Origin of the sequence: Streptomyces sp. NPDC019224, assembly GCF_040632605.1 — a bacterium.
Taxonomy (GTDB): Bacteria; Actinomycetota; Actinomycetes; order Streptomycetales; family Streptomycetaceae; genus Streptomyces.
Genome location: NZ_JBEYCF010000035.1, coordinates 12,088 through 27,861, shown reverse-complemented (window position 1 = coordinate 27,861; position 15,774 = coordinate 12,088). Strand labels below are relative to the sequence as shown.

10 protein-coding genes are annotated in these 15,774 nt (G+C 72.9%); 4 read left to right on the top strand and 6 right to left on the bottom strand.

All coding sequences use genetic code 11. The features are described 5' to 3' along the window. Positions 1–77: 77 nt before the first annotated feature. The 4 genes from ABZ564_RS21745 to eccE all read right to left on the bottom strand — a co-directional run bounded on the left by ABZ564_RS21745 (position 78) and on the right by eccE (position 7,295). The gene (locus ABZ564_RS21745) at positions 78–1,952 is read right to left on the bottom strand and encodes an ABC transporter substrate-binding protein (RefSeq protein WP_360858845.1); all 1,875 of its coding nucleotides are present in this window, start codon (positions 1,950–1,952) and stop codon (positions 78–80) included. A gap of 198 nt (positions 1,953–2,150) precedes the next feature. Then, positions 2,151–5,009, bottom strand: a complete 2,859-nt coding sequence (locus ABZ564_RS21740) for an SCO5717 family growth-regulating ATPase (protein WP_360858842.1) — start codon at positions 5,007–5,009, stop codon at positions 2,151–2,153. 328 nt (positions 5,010–5,337) lie between these two features. Continuing rightward, positions 5,338–6,057 (bottom strand): hypothetical protein, encoded by a 720-nt coding sequence (locus ABZ564_RS21735; protein WP_360858839.1) that lies wholly within the window; start codon positions 6,055–6,057, stop codon positions 5,338–5,340. After that, positions 6,057–7,295 carry a type VII secretion protein EccE gene (gene eccE / locus ABZ564_RS21730; protein WP_360858836.1) on the bottom strand — a complete coding sequence of 413 codons (1,239 nt, stop codon included), beginning with the start codon at positions 7,293–7,295 and terminating at the stop codon, positions 6,057–6,059. Before eccE ends, ABZ564_RS21735 begins: the two co-directional genes overlap by 1 nt. Before the next feature lie 208 nt (positions 7,296–7,503). Here eccE and eccB point away from each other — a divergent pair, with 208 nt between their 5' ends. The 4 genes from eccB (at position 7,504) to ABZ564_RS21710 (ending at position 11,095) form a co-directional block, all read left to right on the top strand. Further along, positions 7,504–9,072, top strand: a complete 1,569-nt coding sequence (gene eccB, locus ABZ564_RS21725) for a type VII secretion protein EccB (protein ID WP_360858833.1) — start codon at positions 7,504–7,506, stop codon at positions 9,070–9,072. Positions 9,073–9,094: 22 nt separating this feature from the next. Next, on the top strand, positions 9,095–10,282 hold the full coding sequence (mycP, locus tag ABZ564_RS21720) for a type VII secretion-associated serine protease mycosin (protein ID WP_360858830.1): 1,188 nt from the start codon (positions 9,095–9,097) through the stop codon (positions 10,280–10,282). 118 nt (positions 10,283–10,400) lie between these two features. Beyond that, positions 10,401–10,751: a hypothetical protein gene (locus ABZ564_RS21715; protein ID WP_360858827.1), complete on the top strand. Its 351-nt coding sequence runs from the start codon at positions 10,401–10,403 to the stop codon at positions 10,749–10,751. A gap of 38 nt (positions 10,752–10,789) precedes the next feature. Next, positions 10,790–11,095: a WXG100 family type VII secretion target gene (locus tag ABZ564_RS21710; RefSeq protein WP_360858824.1), complete on the top strand. Its 306-nt coding sequence runs from the start codon at positions 10,790–10,792 to the stop codon at positions 11,093–11,095. A 96-nt stretch (positions 11,096–11,191) separates the two neighbouring features. Here the strand turns inward: ABZ564_RS21710 and ABZ564_RS21705 are convergent, their stop codons facing one another. Then, positions 11,192–11,425, bottom strand: a complete 234-nt coding sequence (locus ABZ564_RS21705) for a DUF397 domain-containing protein (protein ID WP_018551844.1) — start codon at positions 11,423–11,425, stop codon at positions 11,192–11,194. Positions 11,426–11,534: 109 nt separating this feature from the next. Beyond that, positions 11,535–15,533 (bottom strand): type VII secretion protein EccCa, encoded by a 3,999-nt coding sequence (gene eccCa, locus ABZ564_RS21700; RefSeq protein WP_360858820.1) that lies wholly within the window; start codon positions 15,531–15,533, stop codon positions 11,535–11,537. Between the last annotated feature and the right edge of the window lie 241 nt (positions 15,534–15,774).

The window sequence follows — 15,774 nt, the reverse complement described above, 5'->3', positions numbered from 1 at the left end:
CGTTCCTGGAAGAACCGGCCGGCGCGGGCCCGGTACCGCACCCGCGCCGGCCGGTTCCTCTCATCCCGTTCGAGAACCTACTCGCGATCGTCCGCGGTGGTGCGGCGGCGCCGCGAGATCAGGAACCCGCCACCTGCGAGGACCACGACCGCGACGACGATGCCGATGATCACACCGGTGGACGAGCCGGAGCTGTCACTGTCCGAGTCGCCGCTGCCGCTCGCCGGCACGGCCGACCACCAGCTCCAGTAGCCGTCCTGGCCGTAGATGTTGCCGGCCGCCTCGGGCATGGTCGTGATCGACTTGATCTGGTCGGTGCGGTATGCCTCGACCGCGTTCGGGTAGGCGAGGACGTTCATGTACCCGGAGTCGTACAGCCACGACTGCATCTGTCCGACGATCTCGGCCCGCTTCGCGGGGTCGTACTCGGCGAGCTGCTTCTTGTACAGCCCGTCGTACGTCTTGTCGCAGATGAAGTTGTCGGTGGCCGCACTGGCCTTGGCCTTGAGCGGCAGAGCCGCGCAGGTGTGGATGCCGAGGACGAAGTCCGGGTCGGGGTTGACCGACCAGCCGTCGAAGGCGAGGTCGTACTCGCCGGCGTACCAGGGCACGGAGACGTCGTCGAGGCAGTCGACCTTCAGCCCGATGCCGAGCTTGCCCCACCACTCCTTCAGGTACTTGCCGACCGCCTTGTCGTTCGGGTCGGTGGCGTGGCAGAGGATGCGCAGGTCCAGCGGCTTGCCGTCCTTGCCGACGCGCTGGGCGCCCTTGAGCTTGTAACCCGCCTGGTCCAGCAGCTGCGCCGCCTTGTCGGGGTCGTAGTTCAGGGCCTGGCTCGCGGACGGCTCCCAGGAGTACGCCGAGAAGCGCGGCGGGATGTAGCCCTTGCCCTCGACGGCGTGCCCCTGGAAGACCCTGTCGATGATCGTCTCGCGGTCGATCGACAGGAACAGCGCCTGGCGGACCTTCTGGTCGAGCAGCGCCTTGTTGCCGTTGCCGAACTTCTTGCCGTCCTTGGTCTGCGCGCCGGGGTTGGTCGCCAGTGCGTAGAAGCGGCGGCCGGGACCCTCGTTGACCTTGATGTTCTTGTCGCCCTTGAGCGAGTTCGCCTGAGCGGGCGTCAGCGCGGGCGAACCGGCGACGAAGGAGACCTCGCCCTTGCGCAGGGCGGCGACGGCGGCGTCCTGGTCCTTGTACGTCTTGAAGACCAGCTCGTCGAACTTCGGCGCCCCGCGCCAGAAGTCCTTGTTGGCCTTGAGCTTCACGTACTGGTCGACCTTGTAGTCCGTCAGGATGAACGGTCCGTTGCCGACGACGGGGAACTTCGTGTCGTTGTTGAACTTCGAGAAGTCCCCGACCTTCTCCCACACGTGCTTGGGCACGATCGGCACGTCGAGCGCGGCCATGGTGGCCTGCGGCTCCTTGAGCTCGATGACGAGCTCGGTGGGGCTGGGTGCCGTCACCTTCTTGAAGTTGGTGACGAAGCTGCCATTGGACTGGGCCGCGGCCTCGTCGTCCATGATCTTGTTGAACGTCCAGGCGGCGTCCTCGGCGGTGGCCTGCTGCCCGTCGGACCACTTCGAATTGGTCCGAATGGTGTACGTCCACGTCAGCTTGTCGGCGGACGGCTCCCACTTGGTGGCGAGGCCCGGGACGGCGTGGTTGTCCTTGGCGTCGTAGTTCGTCAGGAAGTCGTACATGAGCCGCGAGACGCTGGTGCTCAGCAGCTTCTGGGCGAGGAACGGGCTCAGGGAGTCGACGCTCTGCGCTACCGCGACGGTCAGCGTCTTGCCGCCGCTGTCGGCGGCCTGCGCCTGCTGGGGCGCGGCCCCCAGAGGCATGCCCGGTACGACGGACCCGGCTGCGAGAGCGAGGGCGGCGGCACCGGAGGCCAGGAACACACGCAGGCGTGAGCGTGGCTGGGCGGAGGGTGGTGGAACTCTTACGACCATGGTCGGGGTCCTCGCGTCATGACTCGCACGGAGAAGGCGGGTTGAACTCTGGTTCGCCGGCTGGTGATGCGAAGGTCTATCAGCGGTGGTCGAGCCGCGTCAACGGTCACCGAAAACGGCGTGTGGTCTGCGGATATGCCAAAAGGGTCCGCATCGCGGAGGCGATGCGGACCCTCATTGGTTCAGACCTCTGACGCCCTACTGCTGAGGCGCTGGCGGTGGCTGCTGCTGCCATCCGGCGGGCGGTACGGGACCCTGCAGCCCGGGGTGCGCGGCGGGGCCGGGCTGTTCCGGCCTGCCCTGCCGGCCGGGGTGACCTGGCTGGTCGCCGTGGGGCTGGGGCTGCTGGTACGGCTGTTGGGCCTGCGCGGGCGGCTGCTGCCGGCTCTGCCCGGCGCCGGATGCCTGCTGCGGGGGATAGGGCTGCTGGCCGCCGTACGGCTGCTGCGGGTACGGCCGGCCGGGCTGCTGGGGGGCGTAGGGCTGACCGGGGTACTGCGGGTGCCCCGGCTGCTGGGGCGCGTACGGCTGCTGGCCCGGGGCCTGCTGACCGGGCATCGGCTGTACCGGCACCTGCTGGCCGGGAATCTGCCGGCCCGGAAGCGGCGGGGCGTACTGCGGCGGCGGGCTGCTGCCGTCCGACGTCCACAGCCCCTGCTGCTGCTGGGCGCGCGCGAAGTCCTCGGCGACGAGGGCGGAGAGGTTGAAGTACGCCTCCCGGGTCTTCGGCCGCATCATGTCGAGGTCGACCTCCGCACCCGCCGACAGGTGTTCGTCGAACGGCACGACGACCACCCCGCGGCAGCGCGTCCGGAAGTGCTGCACGATGTCGTCGACCTTGATCATCTTTCCGGTCTCACGTACCCCGGAGATCACGGTGATGGACCGTTGCACCAGTTCGGCGTACCCGTGCGCCGACAGCCAGTCCAGGGTCGTGGAGGCACTGGAGGCGCCGTCGACCGAGGGCGTCGAGATGATGATCAGCTGATCGGCCAGGTCCAGCACGCCGCGCATGGCGCTGTACAGCAGACCGGTGCCCGAGTCCGTGAGGATGATCGGGTACTGCTTGCCGAGCACGTCGATCGCGCGCCGGTAGTCCTCGTCGTTGAAGGCCGTCGAGACCGCCGGGTCCACGTCGTTGGCGATGATCTCCAGACCGGAGGGCGCCTGCGAGGTGAACCGGCGGATGTCCATGTACGAGTTGAGGTGCGGGATGGCGTGGACCAGGTCGCGGATGGTCGCCCCGGTCTCGCGGCGCACCCGGCGGCCCAGCGTGCCGGCGTCGGGGTTGGCGTCGATGGCGAGGATCTTGTCCTGCCGCTCGCTGGCCAGGGTCGCACCGAGCGCGGTGGTGGTCGTGGTCTTGCCGACCCCGCCCTTGAGGCTGATCACCGCGATCCGGTAGCAGGAGAGCACCGGGGTGCGGATGAGGTCGAGCTTGCGCTGCCTCTCCTGCTCCTCCTTCTTGCCGCCCAGCTTGAAACGCGAGGCGCCCGAGGGATTGCGACTGCTCCGCGTCTTCTGCTTGCCGCGGATCAGCCGGTCGGACGTGAGCTCCACCGCCGCCGTGTACCCCAGCGGGGCGCCCGGCATGGAGCGCTCGCGCTGATCGTGGGCGACCGGCGTGGGCCATGCGGCGCCCACCCGCGGGTCGACAGGCTGAGCCTGCGGGTGCGGCTGGGGCTGGTGGGGCTGGACCTGGACGGGGAGGTTCGGGGCGCCGCCCTCGGCCGGCGGGTGCGGAGCGCCCGGGGCCGGCGCCTGCGCGGCCTGCGGGAAGCCGTAACCGCCCTGCGGCTGTGCCTGCTGTGCCTGCTGTGCCTGCGGGGGCTGCTGTGCCTGTTGTTGGGCGGGCCAGGCGGCCTGCGGCTCGGGGGCCTGCAGGGCCTGAGGTGCGGGCGGCTGCGGGCGCTGCGCCGGGAGACCGGCCGCCGGGGCGGCCTGGTGCGGCTGGGCCTGTGGCTCCGGCTGCTGGGGCTGCTGGGGGAAGCCGTAGCCGGACTGTGGGGCAGGGGCAGGGGGCGGGGTCGGGGCGGGGTCGGGGGCCGGCGTCGGGGCCGGGCCCGGGGCCTGCGGTTGTACGGCTTCGGGCTGCTGGGCCTGCGGCTGCGGGGCTGCCGGCCGGAACTCGGGCGGCAGCGGCGGGAGACCGCCCTGCGCCGGAGCCGGAGCCCAGGGCGTGGCGTTCTGCGGTGCGCTGCCGGCCTGCACGCCGCCGGGGACCGCATCCGGGGCGGCACCGGAGGCGGGGGTGTCGGACGGCGTGACGCTGGACGAGGCGGCGGTGGGCGGGGCGGCCTCGGAGGAGGTTGCGCCCGACGGTGCGTCGTCGGCCGCTGCGTCGTCGTCCGCCCGGGGGGAGCCGACCTCGGCGGCGCCCGTTGCGGTGGCGTCGAGCGGCGAGGCCTCGGACGGGCCGGTGTCCGAGGGGGCGGCAGCGGCCGGTCCGGAGGCGTACGGCTCCGAGGGCGCGCCGGCCGGCGTGAAGCCGGCTTCGTCGTCCGCGTGCACCGAGGCAGGGGCAGGGGCCGGGGCCGGGGCCTCCGCCTCCTCGGGCTCGAGGCCGAAGACCCTGCCCGCGGCGTCGTCGTCCCGTGCGTCCGCGCCCGGCGTACCCGTCACCGCGTCGTCCGAACCGGAATCGGCAGCGGAGGAGTCGCCCTCGGCGCCGGACGGCGCGCCGCTGCTCACCGCCTCGGCGGCCGCCTCACGCTCCGCGATCTCCTGCTTCAGCGCGGCGGCCGAGAACCGCATGGTGGCGCCGCTCTCCAGGTCGCTGCTGTCGGAGGGCTCCGGGGGGGCCGGCGTCCAGTCGGGGTCGAAGCCGCGGTGTGCCGTCGGCGGAGGCAGCGGCACCGGCTCTCCGCTCGGCGGCGGGGGCGGTGCCGGCGGGGTGCCGGCCCCGTCCGAGGAGGCGCCCGGTGCGTTCTGCGTATACCAGGCGGGCGGGGTGTAGTCGATGGTGAACTCACCCGTCGCATCGGCGGGCTCCGCGTCGGACGACTCGTCGACGGGCTTGTCCCAGCCCTCGCGCATCTCGTTCCGATCGCCGTTCACTTTGCCTCCTGGTGTGGTCGAGCACCCTTGTGCCGTGGTGGGTGGGGGCGTTCCCGTAACGCGAACCGCCCGGCTCTACCCCTGGGACGCACATGGCCTGCCCGCAGGTTCTCTGCCGCGTCCGGACCCACCCTAATCGCCAGGAGGGCCGCCACGGCAGGCCGTACGGCACCGCGAACGCTGTCCCGTACGTCACGTACTGCACCCAAGTGGACTGAGTGCGGCACGCAATGGAAATCAAAGCGGTCAAATGCGTACAAGTGCAACGGGAATGCCGACTGTCCTGCCCCTGCTACCAGGCAGAGTCGGTCAGGCAGGGCGGGGACCGTCAATCCACCCGGCGTGCGGCGCCCAGCAGTCCCGACTCGGCGTCCGTCGGCCGGGTCGTCACCAGTCGGCTCTCTCGCCGCGTGCACCAGAGGGTGGCCCCGTCCTCCAGGGCGGGCAGCGCGCGGACCGCGTCGGCCGGCAGTCGCATGAGGTGCCCGACCTGTTCCGCTTCCTCGGGCGATACGCGCTGGACGCCGACCAGGGACGCCTTTCCCAGCAGCCCGGGCGCCGCCGCGCCCAGATACGGCAGCAGCGTCACCACCGACTGCCACGGCCCCGGCACGGCCCGCCCGTGCGGCGGCCGCATGCCGCAGTCCCGCACCACGACGACCGGCGATGCCGCCGATGCGCCCGGCTGAGGCACCCGGCCGACCTCGTGCAGCGCCACACAGCCGCTGTCGCCGGTGGCCCGCGCCAGGCTCGCCCAGGCATGCGACCGCGCCGTCTCCACCACGATCCGGGCCCCCGTCGCCGCTGCCCGCAGGGCAAGCACCTGCGCCGTCCACAGCCCGCCGACGAGCGTGATGTCGTACGCGGACGGCCGGTTGAGACCGAGTACGGCGGGGAAGCCCTCCTCGTCCACGCCGATCACCACCCCGTCGTCGCCCACCGGCAGGGTCAGCGAATCCAGTTGCTCGGGCCCGATGGTGTACCGCCGCCGACGCGGGCCGACCGGCCCGAACCCCAGCCTGCCCCGCGCGCGCCCGGCCGACGCCATCAGCGGGTCCTCCCCAGCGGCAGCGTGGCGAGCACCCCGGGCAGTTGCTCGCGGTCGAGTCGCACGAGCGAGACCCGCACCCCACGCGCGACGCGCTCCAACTCGCTCCGCGCAGCGCGAAGTTCCTCGCCGCTGCGGGCGCTGATCCGGAGGTGCCCCGAGGCGGCGACCTCCTGCCGGTCGCCCCGTGCCAGCGTGAGGCTGAACGTCGTGGCCAGTGCGGGGACCGAGGTGAGCAGTGCGACGAGCCGGGGCATCGGCGCGTTGCCGGAGCGGGGCCAGCGGCGCACCCAGTACGCGGTGTGCCAACGCCCGTCGCAGCTCCAGGTCCTCGAGGTCTCCCGGGTGCGGCGGGCGGGCGGCACGGGCGGCGCGGAACCGTCGCCGACCGTCGCCGCGGTATCCGCACAGGCCGCGGCGGCGAGCGCCGAGCCGAGCTCCTGCTCCGTCAGCACCGTCGCGCCGAACCCCGCCCCGGTCAGGCGGCCGGACAACTGCTCGGCCACCCGCAGCAGGCACCGCTGCGCCCCGGCGAGGCCGCCGCCGCGGGCCCGTACGGCCTCCGGGCAGAGCTCCGGGTCGAGCGTCAGCGTGATCCAGGTGAGGCGTACCGCCGGTGACCCCGTACGGGCCTGCAAGGGGGCGTAGTTGAGCGTGGCGACCGCATCACCGGGAAGGTGCGGGGCGGGGGCGGTCCGGGTGTGCTGCACGATCCGCGCCGACTCCAGCCGGATGCCGTCGACGTCCATCACCTCCCGTACGAGCCCCGGCGGCAGCGGCCGTACGGTCCGGTCCGCCCGCAGCACCGTGTCCTGCGCGTCGACCCGGAGGACCACCGTGAGGTGCGTGCCGTCGCCGACCATGCCGACCGGCCGCCGGTCCCGGTGTGTGAACGAGCAGGTGTGCAAGGCCGGTACGCATTCGGTCAACGGGGCGACCGGGGAGGCTGCGCCCGCAGCGCCGGTCGCCGGCAGCTGCGAGGCGGCCCTCCGGGCCCGCGTCCGCAACGCGACGACCGTGCCCAGCCACGCCGGGAGGGAGCGACGACGCCGGCGCACGGCGGCGAGGACCACGAGCACCGCGGCCGCCACCCCCGCGGGCCCCAGCAGTACAGGCCCGACGACCCAGGCACACAGCAGAACCGCAACCGCGATTTCGAACAGCACCAGCTGTTGCAATCGAAAAGTTCCGATCGGTCCCGCACGTCGGTTCCAGCGCGCGCCACCTCTGGACGTCATCGTGACATGCCCCCGTTCACACAGGCCCGGCCCGCGCCGCGCCCGTCCCGCCGGGGCCTCCGGCGAGAGCGAACAGCGTACCGGTACTCGGTCAACACGCAGGCCCGGACGGCATAGTGGTCGACGGCGGCGGGGAGCCCCGCCGGGTTGCGAGCGGTGAGCGTCCGTCGGTGTGCGGCACGGGCGGACAGGGAAGGCAGGCCGGGCCATGGTGACCCGACGGGATGAACTGAACGCGTACACCTTTGTGAAGAGGAGGACCCTGGCCGCCTTTCTCCAGCCCTCGCCCTCAAGCTCCGACGAGGGCGCTCCGCGCCCGCTGCGCGCCGTCCTGCCGGGCGTTCTCGCCGGCGCCCTGCTCCTCGCGGGCTTCGGGGCCTACGGCATGTTCCGTCCGATCGCACCGAAGGACTGGGACCGCCCCGGCGTCAAGGTCGTCGTCGGCAAGACGTCGACCACCCGCTACGTGGTGCTCACCACCGGCCGGGGCGCCCATCGCCGTACCCGGCTGCACCCCGTGCTGAACCTCGCATCGGCGCGGCTGCTGCTCGCTCCGGACAACTACGGCGTCGTCCAGGTCGCCGACGACGTCCTCGACGCGGGCAAGCCCCCGCGCGGCCCGGTCCTGGGCATTCCGTACGCCCCCGACCGGCTCCCGGACAAGGAGGACGCGGGCACCGCCAAGCGGTGGGCCGTCTGCGTACGGCCGGGAGGCAAGGGCGCCGGTGTGCAGAAGGCCGGCTTCGTCCTCGCCGCCCGCGACCACCGGCTCACCGAGGGCCCGAACCGGCTCACCGGCGGCCAGGTGCTCTACGTACGCGACCCGCACGGCACCCGGTACCTCGTCGATGCCCGGGGCACCAAATACCGTGTCGACGAGCGGCCCGCCGACCTCGGCCACCTCACCGACGCCCTGGTCGGCGGTGCCCGGCCGCAGCCCGTCACCGGCGAGTGGCTCGCCACCCTCCACACCGGCAGCCCGGTCACCTTCCCCGTGATCCCCGGCGAGCCCGGCGCCCCCGCCCGCGTCGAGGGCCACCTGTCCCCGCGCGAGAACCGGATCGGCGCGGTGCTGCGGACCACGACCGGCGCGGGACCCGCGTACTACGTGGTGCTCGACCGGAAGGTCCAGCGGGTCTCGGAGTTCACTGCCTGGCTGCTCGTCAACTCCCCGCAGACCGCCCCCCTAGATCAGGCCGGCACGGCGTACCACGCCGGGCTGCAGGACTTCGTGCCCAACCCCGTCCCCTTCGCCGGCCAGGCCGCGCACTGGCCCGCCCACAAGGCCGTCCGGGGCGACACCGCGCACCGGAACACCCTCTGCTCCGTACTGCGAGGAACGGACGGCAGGGGCCGCACCATCCTGAGCACCTGGGCGGGCACCGCCTACCCCGCGTCCGTCGGCGCGGGCGGCACGAACACGTACGTCACCCCCGGCAGCGGACTCCTGTACACCCAGGTGCGGGGCAGGCAGACCAGGCCCGACGGATCACTCTTCCTGGTGACGGACACCGGATTGAGGTACGCGGTTCAGGGGAACGGCGACGGCGATGCCGGGCGCTCCGCGCCCGGCGCCGACGGACCCAGCGGGCCACCGGCCGGCGATGTGCCCCACGGCCCGAGCGGCTCCTCCGGGCCGGGACGGGGCAACGAGGCGCAGATCCGGCTCGGCTACGGCGAAGTGAAGCCCGCCCTCGTACCGGCCGCATGGTCGGAGTTCCTTCCCAGGGGCCCACGGCTCGACACCACCAGCGCGCGCCGCCCACAGGGTTCCTGACAGCAGAGGAGAACGAACAGCCATGGCGTACCGGACGACGACGCGGACGGCGGCGGCCGTCGCCGCGCTGACCACCCTGGCCGTGGCCCAGCCCGCGCAAGCGGCCACCGGCTCGGACGGCGGCGCGTGTGCCTTCCCGGCGAAGCGGCAGTTCGAGGGCCGCCCCTGGTCGTTGCAGCGAGTGCTCCTGGACGAGCTGTGGCACGACACCCGGGGCGAGGGCGTCCGCGTCGCCGTCATCGACACCGGGGTGGACGACACCCACCCGCAACTCGCCGGCGCGGTGGACACCGCCGCCGGCGCCGACCTGCTGGGACGCGGTGACGGCACCGACGACGCGGTGGGCCACGGCACCGAGGTCGCCGGCATCATCGCCGCCCGCCCCCGCGAAGGGACCGGCTTCGTCGGGCTCGCCCCCGGGGCGACCGTCATCCCCGTCCGCCAGAACGACGCGCGCGACAGCGGCACCGACGCCTCGATGGCCGCCGCGATCCTCCACGCCCTCGCCAGGGGCGCCCAGGTCATCAACATCTCCCAGGAGACCACCCGGCCGCGGGCAGCCGGTTCGGCCCTGGGACGCGCGGTGGCCGAGGCCGTCCGCCGGGACATCGTGGTCGTCGCCTCGGCCGGCAACAACGGCATGGACGGCACCCGCACGCCCACCTATCCCGCCGCGTTCCCCGGCGTCCTCGCCGTCGCCGCGTCCGACCGCGACAACGAACGCGCGCCCTTCTCCAGGCCCGGGACCTTCGTCGACGTCGCCGCTCCGGGCGTCGACATCGTCTCCACCGTTCCCGGCCACGGCCACTGCGCCGACAGCGGAACGAGCTTCTCCGCCCCGTACGTCAGCGCGGTCGCCGCACTGATGCGCGCCAAGTACCCGCACTGGACGGCCGCGCAGATCGCCGCCCGTATCGAACAGACCGCAGAACGCTCCGTCAACGGCCGTGACGACTTCGTCGGATGGGGTGTAGTCGACCCGGTCCGCGCGCTGTCCGGCGACGACTCCCCGCAGGACGTCCCGCACCCCGACACACCGCCCTCCGGAGCCCGGGCACCCGACCCGGCGCCCCTGTCGACGGCGGAGACCCCGCAGCAGCGCGATCGGCGCTACGCCGCCTGGGCCATGGCCCTCGCGGTCCTGCTGACCGGTGCGGTGACGGGCGCGGCGGCCGTCACCCGGGACCTGCGCCGGCGCCGCACGAGGTGAGCCGGACGGTCCCGGCAGGCCCCCTTCGCGCGCCCGTACCGTGCCTCGGCGGTGTCCGGGGCCGGGCGGTGAACTGACTAGCCTGAGCCGCCTGAACGGCCCAGAGAGAGGACCTCGTATGACCAGCCCCGCGAGTGGATTCGCGCTTGCCGACGATCCGGTCGTCCAGGCGAGGAACAAGATCGTCCATACGGCCGAGGCGGTGTCCCGGCAGGCCCGGGAGCTGGCCGACGTCCTTGCGACGGTCGGGGCCGGCTGGACCGGCGCCGGCGCCTCCGGATTCACCTCGGCCCAGCTCGTGATCAACGAGGACCACGACGAGATCCGCCGCCTCCTCGGCGTACTGCTGCACGCCGTGGACGGCACCAGGAACCTCAGCCACGCCAACGACGAGGAGGTCCGCGCGGCCTTCAAGGCGGTACGGGAACCGGCCTCCACGGGCAGCTCCTCCGCCCTGAACGGCGTCTGAACCGGACGCCGTTCCCCGATACGACCAGAGGAAACCCCATGGGGAACGACCCGAACACCAAGGTCAGGTACGAGAGCGTCCAGGAGGTCGCCAACCGCATCCGCGCGGTCTCTCGGAACATCTGCCAGGACCTGGAGGAGATGGACGGCGCGCTCAAGGTCGTCACCGACACCTGGGACGGCCAGGCACACGCCGAGTACGTGGCGCTCCAGCACAAGTACCGGGGCAAGGCCGACCACATGAAGGGCCGGCTGGAAGAGGTCGCGAGGATCATCGAGACCGGCAAGGACCACTACCGGGCCACGGACCTCCGGTCCTCGCGTCTGTTCACCGAGGCGTACTGAGCCGAGCCGGCCGGTCCTGAGCCGATCCGGCCGGGGCCGGCCGCACGAAGGGGGCACGTTCACCCGAACGTGCCCCCTTCGTGTACCCGGCCATGACTACTTCAGGTCGAACTCGCCGTCCCTGGCGCCCAGGACGAAGGCACGCCACTCGGCCTCCGTGTACCTGAGCACGGTGTCCGGGTCCAGAGAGGACCGCATGGCCACCGCCCCGCCGGGAAGGTGCGCGATCTCGACGCGCTCCTCGTCCTGCTCGGTCCCGGGCGCACTCAGCCACTCCACCCCAGAGATGTCGAGTGCGTACAGCTCGTCCTTCTCCGCCTGCGTGCCCATCGTGAGGGTTCCTTTCCGTACCTGGCTCTGCACGGCACCGTACAGGCAACGCCGCGGCGGGGAAGCCGGTCCGCCGAACCCCCGCTCCGGCTCGCCGAGCCGGTGACGCTCACCCCCGTTCCGGCAGCCAGCCGGTCTGCACGAGCCTGTTCCCGCCGCGCCGGGTCGTCAGGCACGCGCGCCCCGGCGGCATCGGCCGCCCGCGCACCGACCCGACGAGATCGCCCTCCGCAGGGTCGCCCGACAGCACCACGCCCTGCGCGCCCAGCTCCTTGAGGCGCTGGAGGAACGGCTCGTACATCGCGCGCGAGGCCCCGGCGCAGTTGCGCGCGACGACGAAGCGCACCCCGGTGTCACGGGCGAATGGCAGGCAGTCGGCCAGAGCGGCCAGCGGGCTGCCCGTACCCGTCGCGACCAGGTCGTAGTCGTCGACGACGACGAAGATCCGCGGGCCCGTCCACCAACTGCGCTCCCGCAGTTGCCGGGGCGTGACGTCCGCCGGCGGCCGGCGCCGCGCGAACACCCCTGCCAACGCCTCCATATGCGTCCTCAGCGTGTCCGGAGTAGGCGCGTACTCCAGCAGATGGCTCTCCGGCAGAGCGCCCAGCAACCCACGCCGGTAGTCACCGACCACGAGCTTCGCCTCGTCGGGGGAGTAGCGGCGGGCGATCTGCCGGGCGAGCAGACGCAGAAGAGCCGTCTTCCCCGATTCGCCCTCACCGAAGACGAGCAGGAAGGGATCGGCGTCGAAGTCGACGAACACCGGTTCCAGATCGGTCTCGGCGATACCGATCGCGACCCCCCGTTCGGGGAACTCGTCCCCCTTGGGCAGCCGTTCGGCCCGCAGCACGGTGGGCAGCAGCCGGACGGGCGGCGCCGTCGGTCCCGACCAGTCCGCCCCGATCCGCTCGACCAGTGCCGCCGTACGGTCCGCGAGGCACGCCGCGTCGTCCGTCCGACCGGTGCACGGCAGCGCGGCCATGAAGTGCAGCCCCTCCGCCACCTGCCCACGGCCCGGCACACCGGTGGGCACCTGGGCGGCGACCTTCCGGTCGAACTCGGAGTCCGAGACGTCACCGAGCCTCAGTTCGAGCCGTCCGGTCAGCTGGTCCTTCAGTGCGGCCCGCACCTCCAGATAACGGGCGGCCGTGAGGACCACATGCACCCCGTAACCGAGGCCACGGGCGGCGATGTCGGTGACGACCGGCTCCAGCTCCTCGTACTCCGTGCGGAAGCCGCCCCAGCCGTCGACGACCAGGAAGACATCACCCCACGCCTCACCGGGCAGCCCGCCCCGGGCCCGCTCGCGCCGGTACGCGGCCATGGAGCCGATGCCCCGCGCGCGGAACAGTTCCTCGCGGCCGCGCAGCACCCCCGCCACCTCGGCGACCGTGCGCCGCACCCGCTCGGGGTCCAGCCGGGAGGCGATCTGGCCCACGTGCGGCAGCCCCGACAGCGAGGAGAGCGCGCCACCGCCGAAGTCGAGCCCGTAGAACTGCACTTCGCGCGGGGTGTGGGTGAGCGCGAAGGACATGACCAGGGTGCGCAGCACCGTCGACTTCCCGGACTGCGGGCCGCCGACCACCAGCATGTGCCCCGCCGCCCCCGAGAAGTCCCGGTACAGCACCTCGCGCCGCTGCTCGAACGGCTTGTCGACGAGCCCGAGCGGGACGGTCAGCACACCGGGTGCGCCGTCACCCGTGACGGTGAAGCCGCGCTCCGGGTCCGTCGCGAGTTCCGGCAGCAACTCGTCCAGACCGGGGGCCCGGTCCAGCGGGGGCAGCCACACCTGATGGGCGGGCACCCCCTGCCCCTCGAGCCGTCGCACCACCACGTCGAGCACGGTGTCCGCGAGGGCGTCCTCCTCGCGGGCCGGGGGAGCGATGGCCGGGGCGACGGGCTCGTCCGCCACCGGCACCGGCAGCGCACGGAACAACGCCGCCGTGCGCCCGCCCGGCACCTGCCCCAGGACGGGCCCGCGACCGCCCGGCCGGTACGGCCCCGAGACGTACGCCGCTTTGAAGCGCGTCATCTCCCGCGTACCGGACTTCAGGAACCCCGAACCGGGCACCGGCGGCAGGTCGTAGGCGTCCGGCACCCCCAGCGCGGCACGCGACTCCTCCGCCGAGAACGTCCGCAGCCCGATCCGGTACGAGAGATAGGTCTCAAGACCTCGCAGCCTGCCCTCCTCAAGCCGCTGGGACGCCAGCAGCAGATGCACCCCCAGTGACCGGCCGATGCGGCCGATCCGGATGAACACGTCGATGAAGTCGGGTTTGGCGGTGAGCAATTCGGAGAACTCGTCGATGACCAGCACCAGCGAGGCCAGCGGCTCGAGCGCCGCGCCCGCCGCCCGCGCCCGCTCGTAGTCGTGGATACCGGCGAAGTTGCCCGCCGCCCGCAGCAGCTCCTGGCGGCGCTGGAGCTCGCCGCGCAGCGCGTCGCCCATGCGGTCGACCAGCGCCAGGTCGTCGGCCAGATTGGTGATGACGGCGGCCACATGCGGCATTCCCGCCATCCCGGCGAACGTCGCGCCGCCCTTGAAGTCCGCGAGCACGAAGTTCAGCGTCTCGGAAGGATGAGTGACCGCGAGACCGAGCACCAGGGTCCGCAGCAGTTCGGACTTCCCCGATCCGGTCGCTCCCACACACAGACCGTGCGGCCCCATCCCGTCGAGCGCCGCCTCCTTCAGGTCCAGCATCACCGGGTCACCGTCCTCGCCCACCCCGATGGGTACCCGCAGCCGCTCCGCCACCGGCCGCGGCCGCCACGTCCGCTCCACATCCACCGCGCCCGCGTCGCCCAGCTCCAGCAGGTCCGTGAAGTCCAGCTCGGCCAGCAGCGGTCCGTCCCCGTCCCGTCCGCCGGCCCGCAACGGGGCCAGCCGCCGGGCCAGCGCCTCCGCCGCGGACAGCGACAGCCCGTCCGGCACGCCGTCCCCCGCCTCGGATCCCACCTCCAGCAGACCGGGACGCACCCCCGGCAGTGGCGCAAGCCCATCCAGCTGATGGCCCACCTTCAGCAGACCGGGACGCACCAGCACCGGCAGAGCACCGCGCGGCCCCTCCGCGTCACCGGGGGCCACCTCGATCAGCGTCACCCCCTGCACGCCCCCGGCCGCACCCAGCACCGAACCAGGCGCCACCACCGCCCCGTCCAGGACCACCACCACATGCGGCCGGTCCGCCGGCGGTGTCCCCTCCGGCCCGAAGCGCCCCCGCCCCTCCAGCAGCCCGCCGAGAAGAGGCTCCAGGCCGGCCGGCTCCCGTACGAACAGCCGCTTCGTACCAGCCCCGTCCACCTCGCCCGGCAGCTGGACGTGCGGCAGCCACTTCACCCAGTCCCAGCACCCCACCGCCTCCGGAGCCGCCATGACCGCCACCACAAGATCCCGCGGCGAGTGCAGCGTCACCAGCTGGGCCACCAGCGCCCGCGCGGCCGACCGCACCGGCTCCGCCGAACCGCTCAGCCGCACCCGGTACGCCTCCCGCAGCGAGACGCACACCGGCAGGCCGTCCAGCGAACCGTGCACCGCCACGAACCGCCGCACCGCGTCCTCGCACACCGGATCCGGCTCACCCGAAGCCTCCTCCGGCACGCATAACGGCGTCGCGAGCCGCTGCCTGCCGAGCCCGATCCGCACCAGCCCGAAGTCCGCGTCGCCGGGCCGCCGCTCCCACACCCGGCTGCCCTCGGCGACCACCGACCACAACTGGTCCGGAGCGGGATGCGTGTACAGCAGGCCGTCCCGCTGCGCCCGTGCCGTCCGCCGCACCGCACGGCGGACCCGCGCCAGCCGGCCGAGGTAGTCCCGCCGCACGTCAGCTGTGCGCCCCTGCGTCCCGCGGCGGTACCGGACGACCTGGGCCACCACCATGGCCAGCGTCGACACCAGCATCAGCACACCCATCACCCGCATGAACCGCGGCGCCTGCGGTGAGAAGAAGAACACCACCGACGAAGCCATGCCCAGTACCGGAAGGAGCTGCATCAGCACCCCCTCGCGCTCCCCGCGCGGCAACACCGGAGGCGGCTCCAACAACACCTCTTTCGTGGGAACTTCCTGCGGCAGGGTGCGAGGCGGACGCTTCACGACGATCTGGCTCACCGGTACATCGATCCTTGGGTGCGGGCGGGCGTAGGACGGGCGAAAAGGGGGAAAGCGGGCGGTCGGCTCAGCGTGGGCCGCGCACAGGCGGATGCGATCACACCGGCACCGATGACCTCGCGCCCCCACCGGCCCGCCTCGGAGCGCCCGTGATCCTACGCACTGTCAGCCTTCGCCCCGTTCCGCCCGATAGGGTGGCCCGCCCATCGTGCGGACACCGCCGACCAGCGACGAACAGGGG

Bases quoted from the DNA above. Each gene is read 5' to 3' on its own strand.
- eccE (WP_360858836.1), bottom strand. From the start codon at position 7,295: ATGACGTCCAGAGGTGGCGCGCGCTGGAACCGACGTGCGGGACCGATC.
- ABZ564_RS21735 (WP_360858839.1), bottom strand. From the start codon at position 6,057: ATGGCGTCGGCCGGGCGCGCGCGGGGCAGGCTGGGGTTCGGGCCGGTC.
- ABZ564_RS21705 (WP_018551844.1), bottom strand. From the start codon at position 11,425: ATGGGCACGCAGGCGGAGAAGGACGAGCTGTACGCACTCGACATCTCT.
- ABZ564_RS21715 (WP_360858827.1), top strand. From the start codon at position 10,401: ATGACCAGCCCCGCGAGTGGATTCGCGCTTGCCGACGATCCGGTCGTC.
- ABZ564_RS21745 (WP_360858845.1), bottom strand. From the start codon at position 1,952: ATGGTCGTAAGAGTTCCACCACCCTCCGCCCAGCCACGCTCACGCCTG.
- ABZ564_RS21710 (WP_360858824.1), top strand. From the start codon at position 10,790: ATGGGGAACGACCCGAACACCAAGGTCAGGTACGAGAGCGTCCAGGAG.
- eccB (WP_360858833.1), top strand. From the start codon at position 7,504: ATGGTGACCCGACGGGATGAACTGAACGCGTACACCTTTGTGAAGAGG.
- mycP (WP_360858830.1), top strand. From the start codon at position 9,095: ATGGCGTACCGGACGACGACGCGGACGGCGGCGGCCGTCGCCGCGCTG.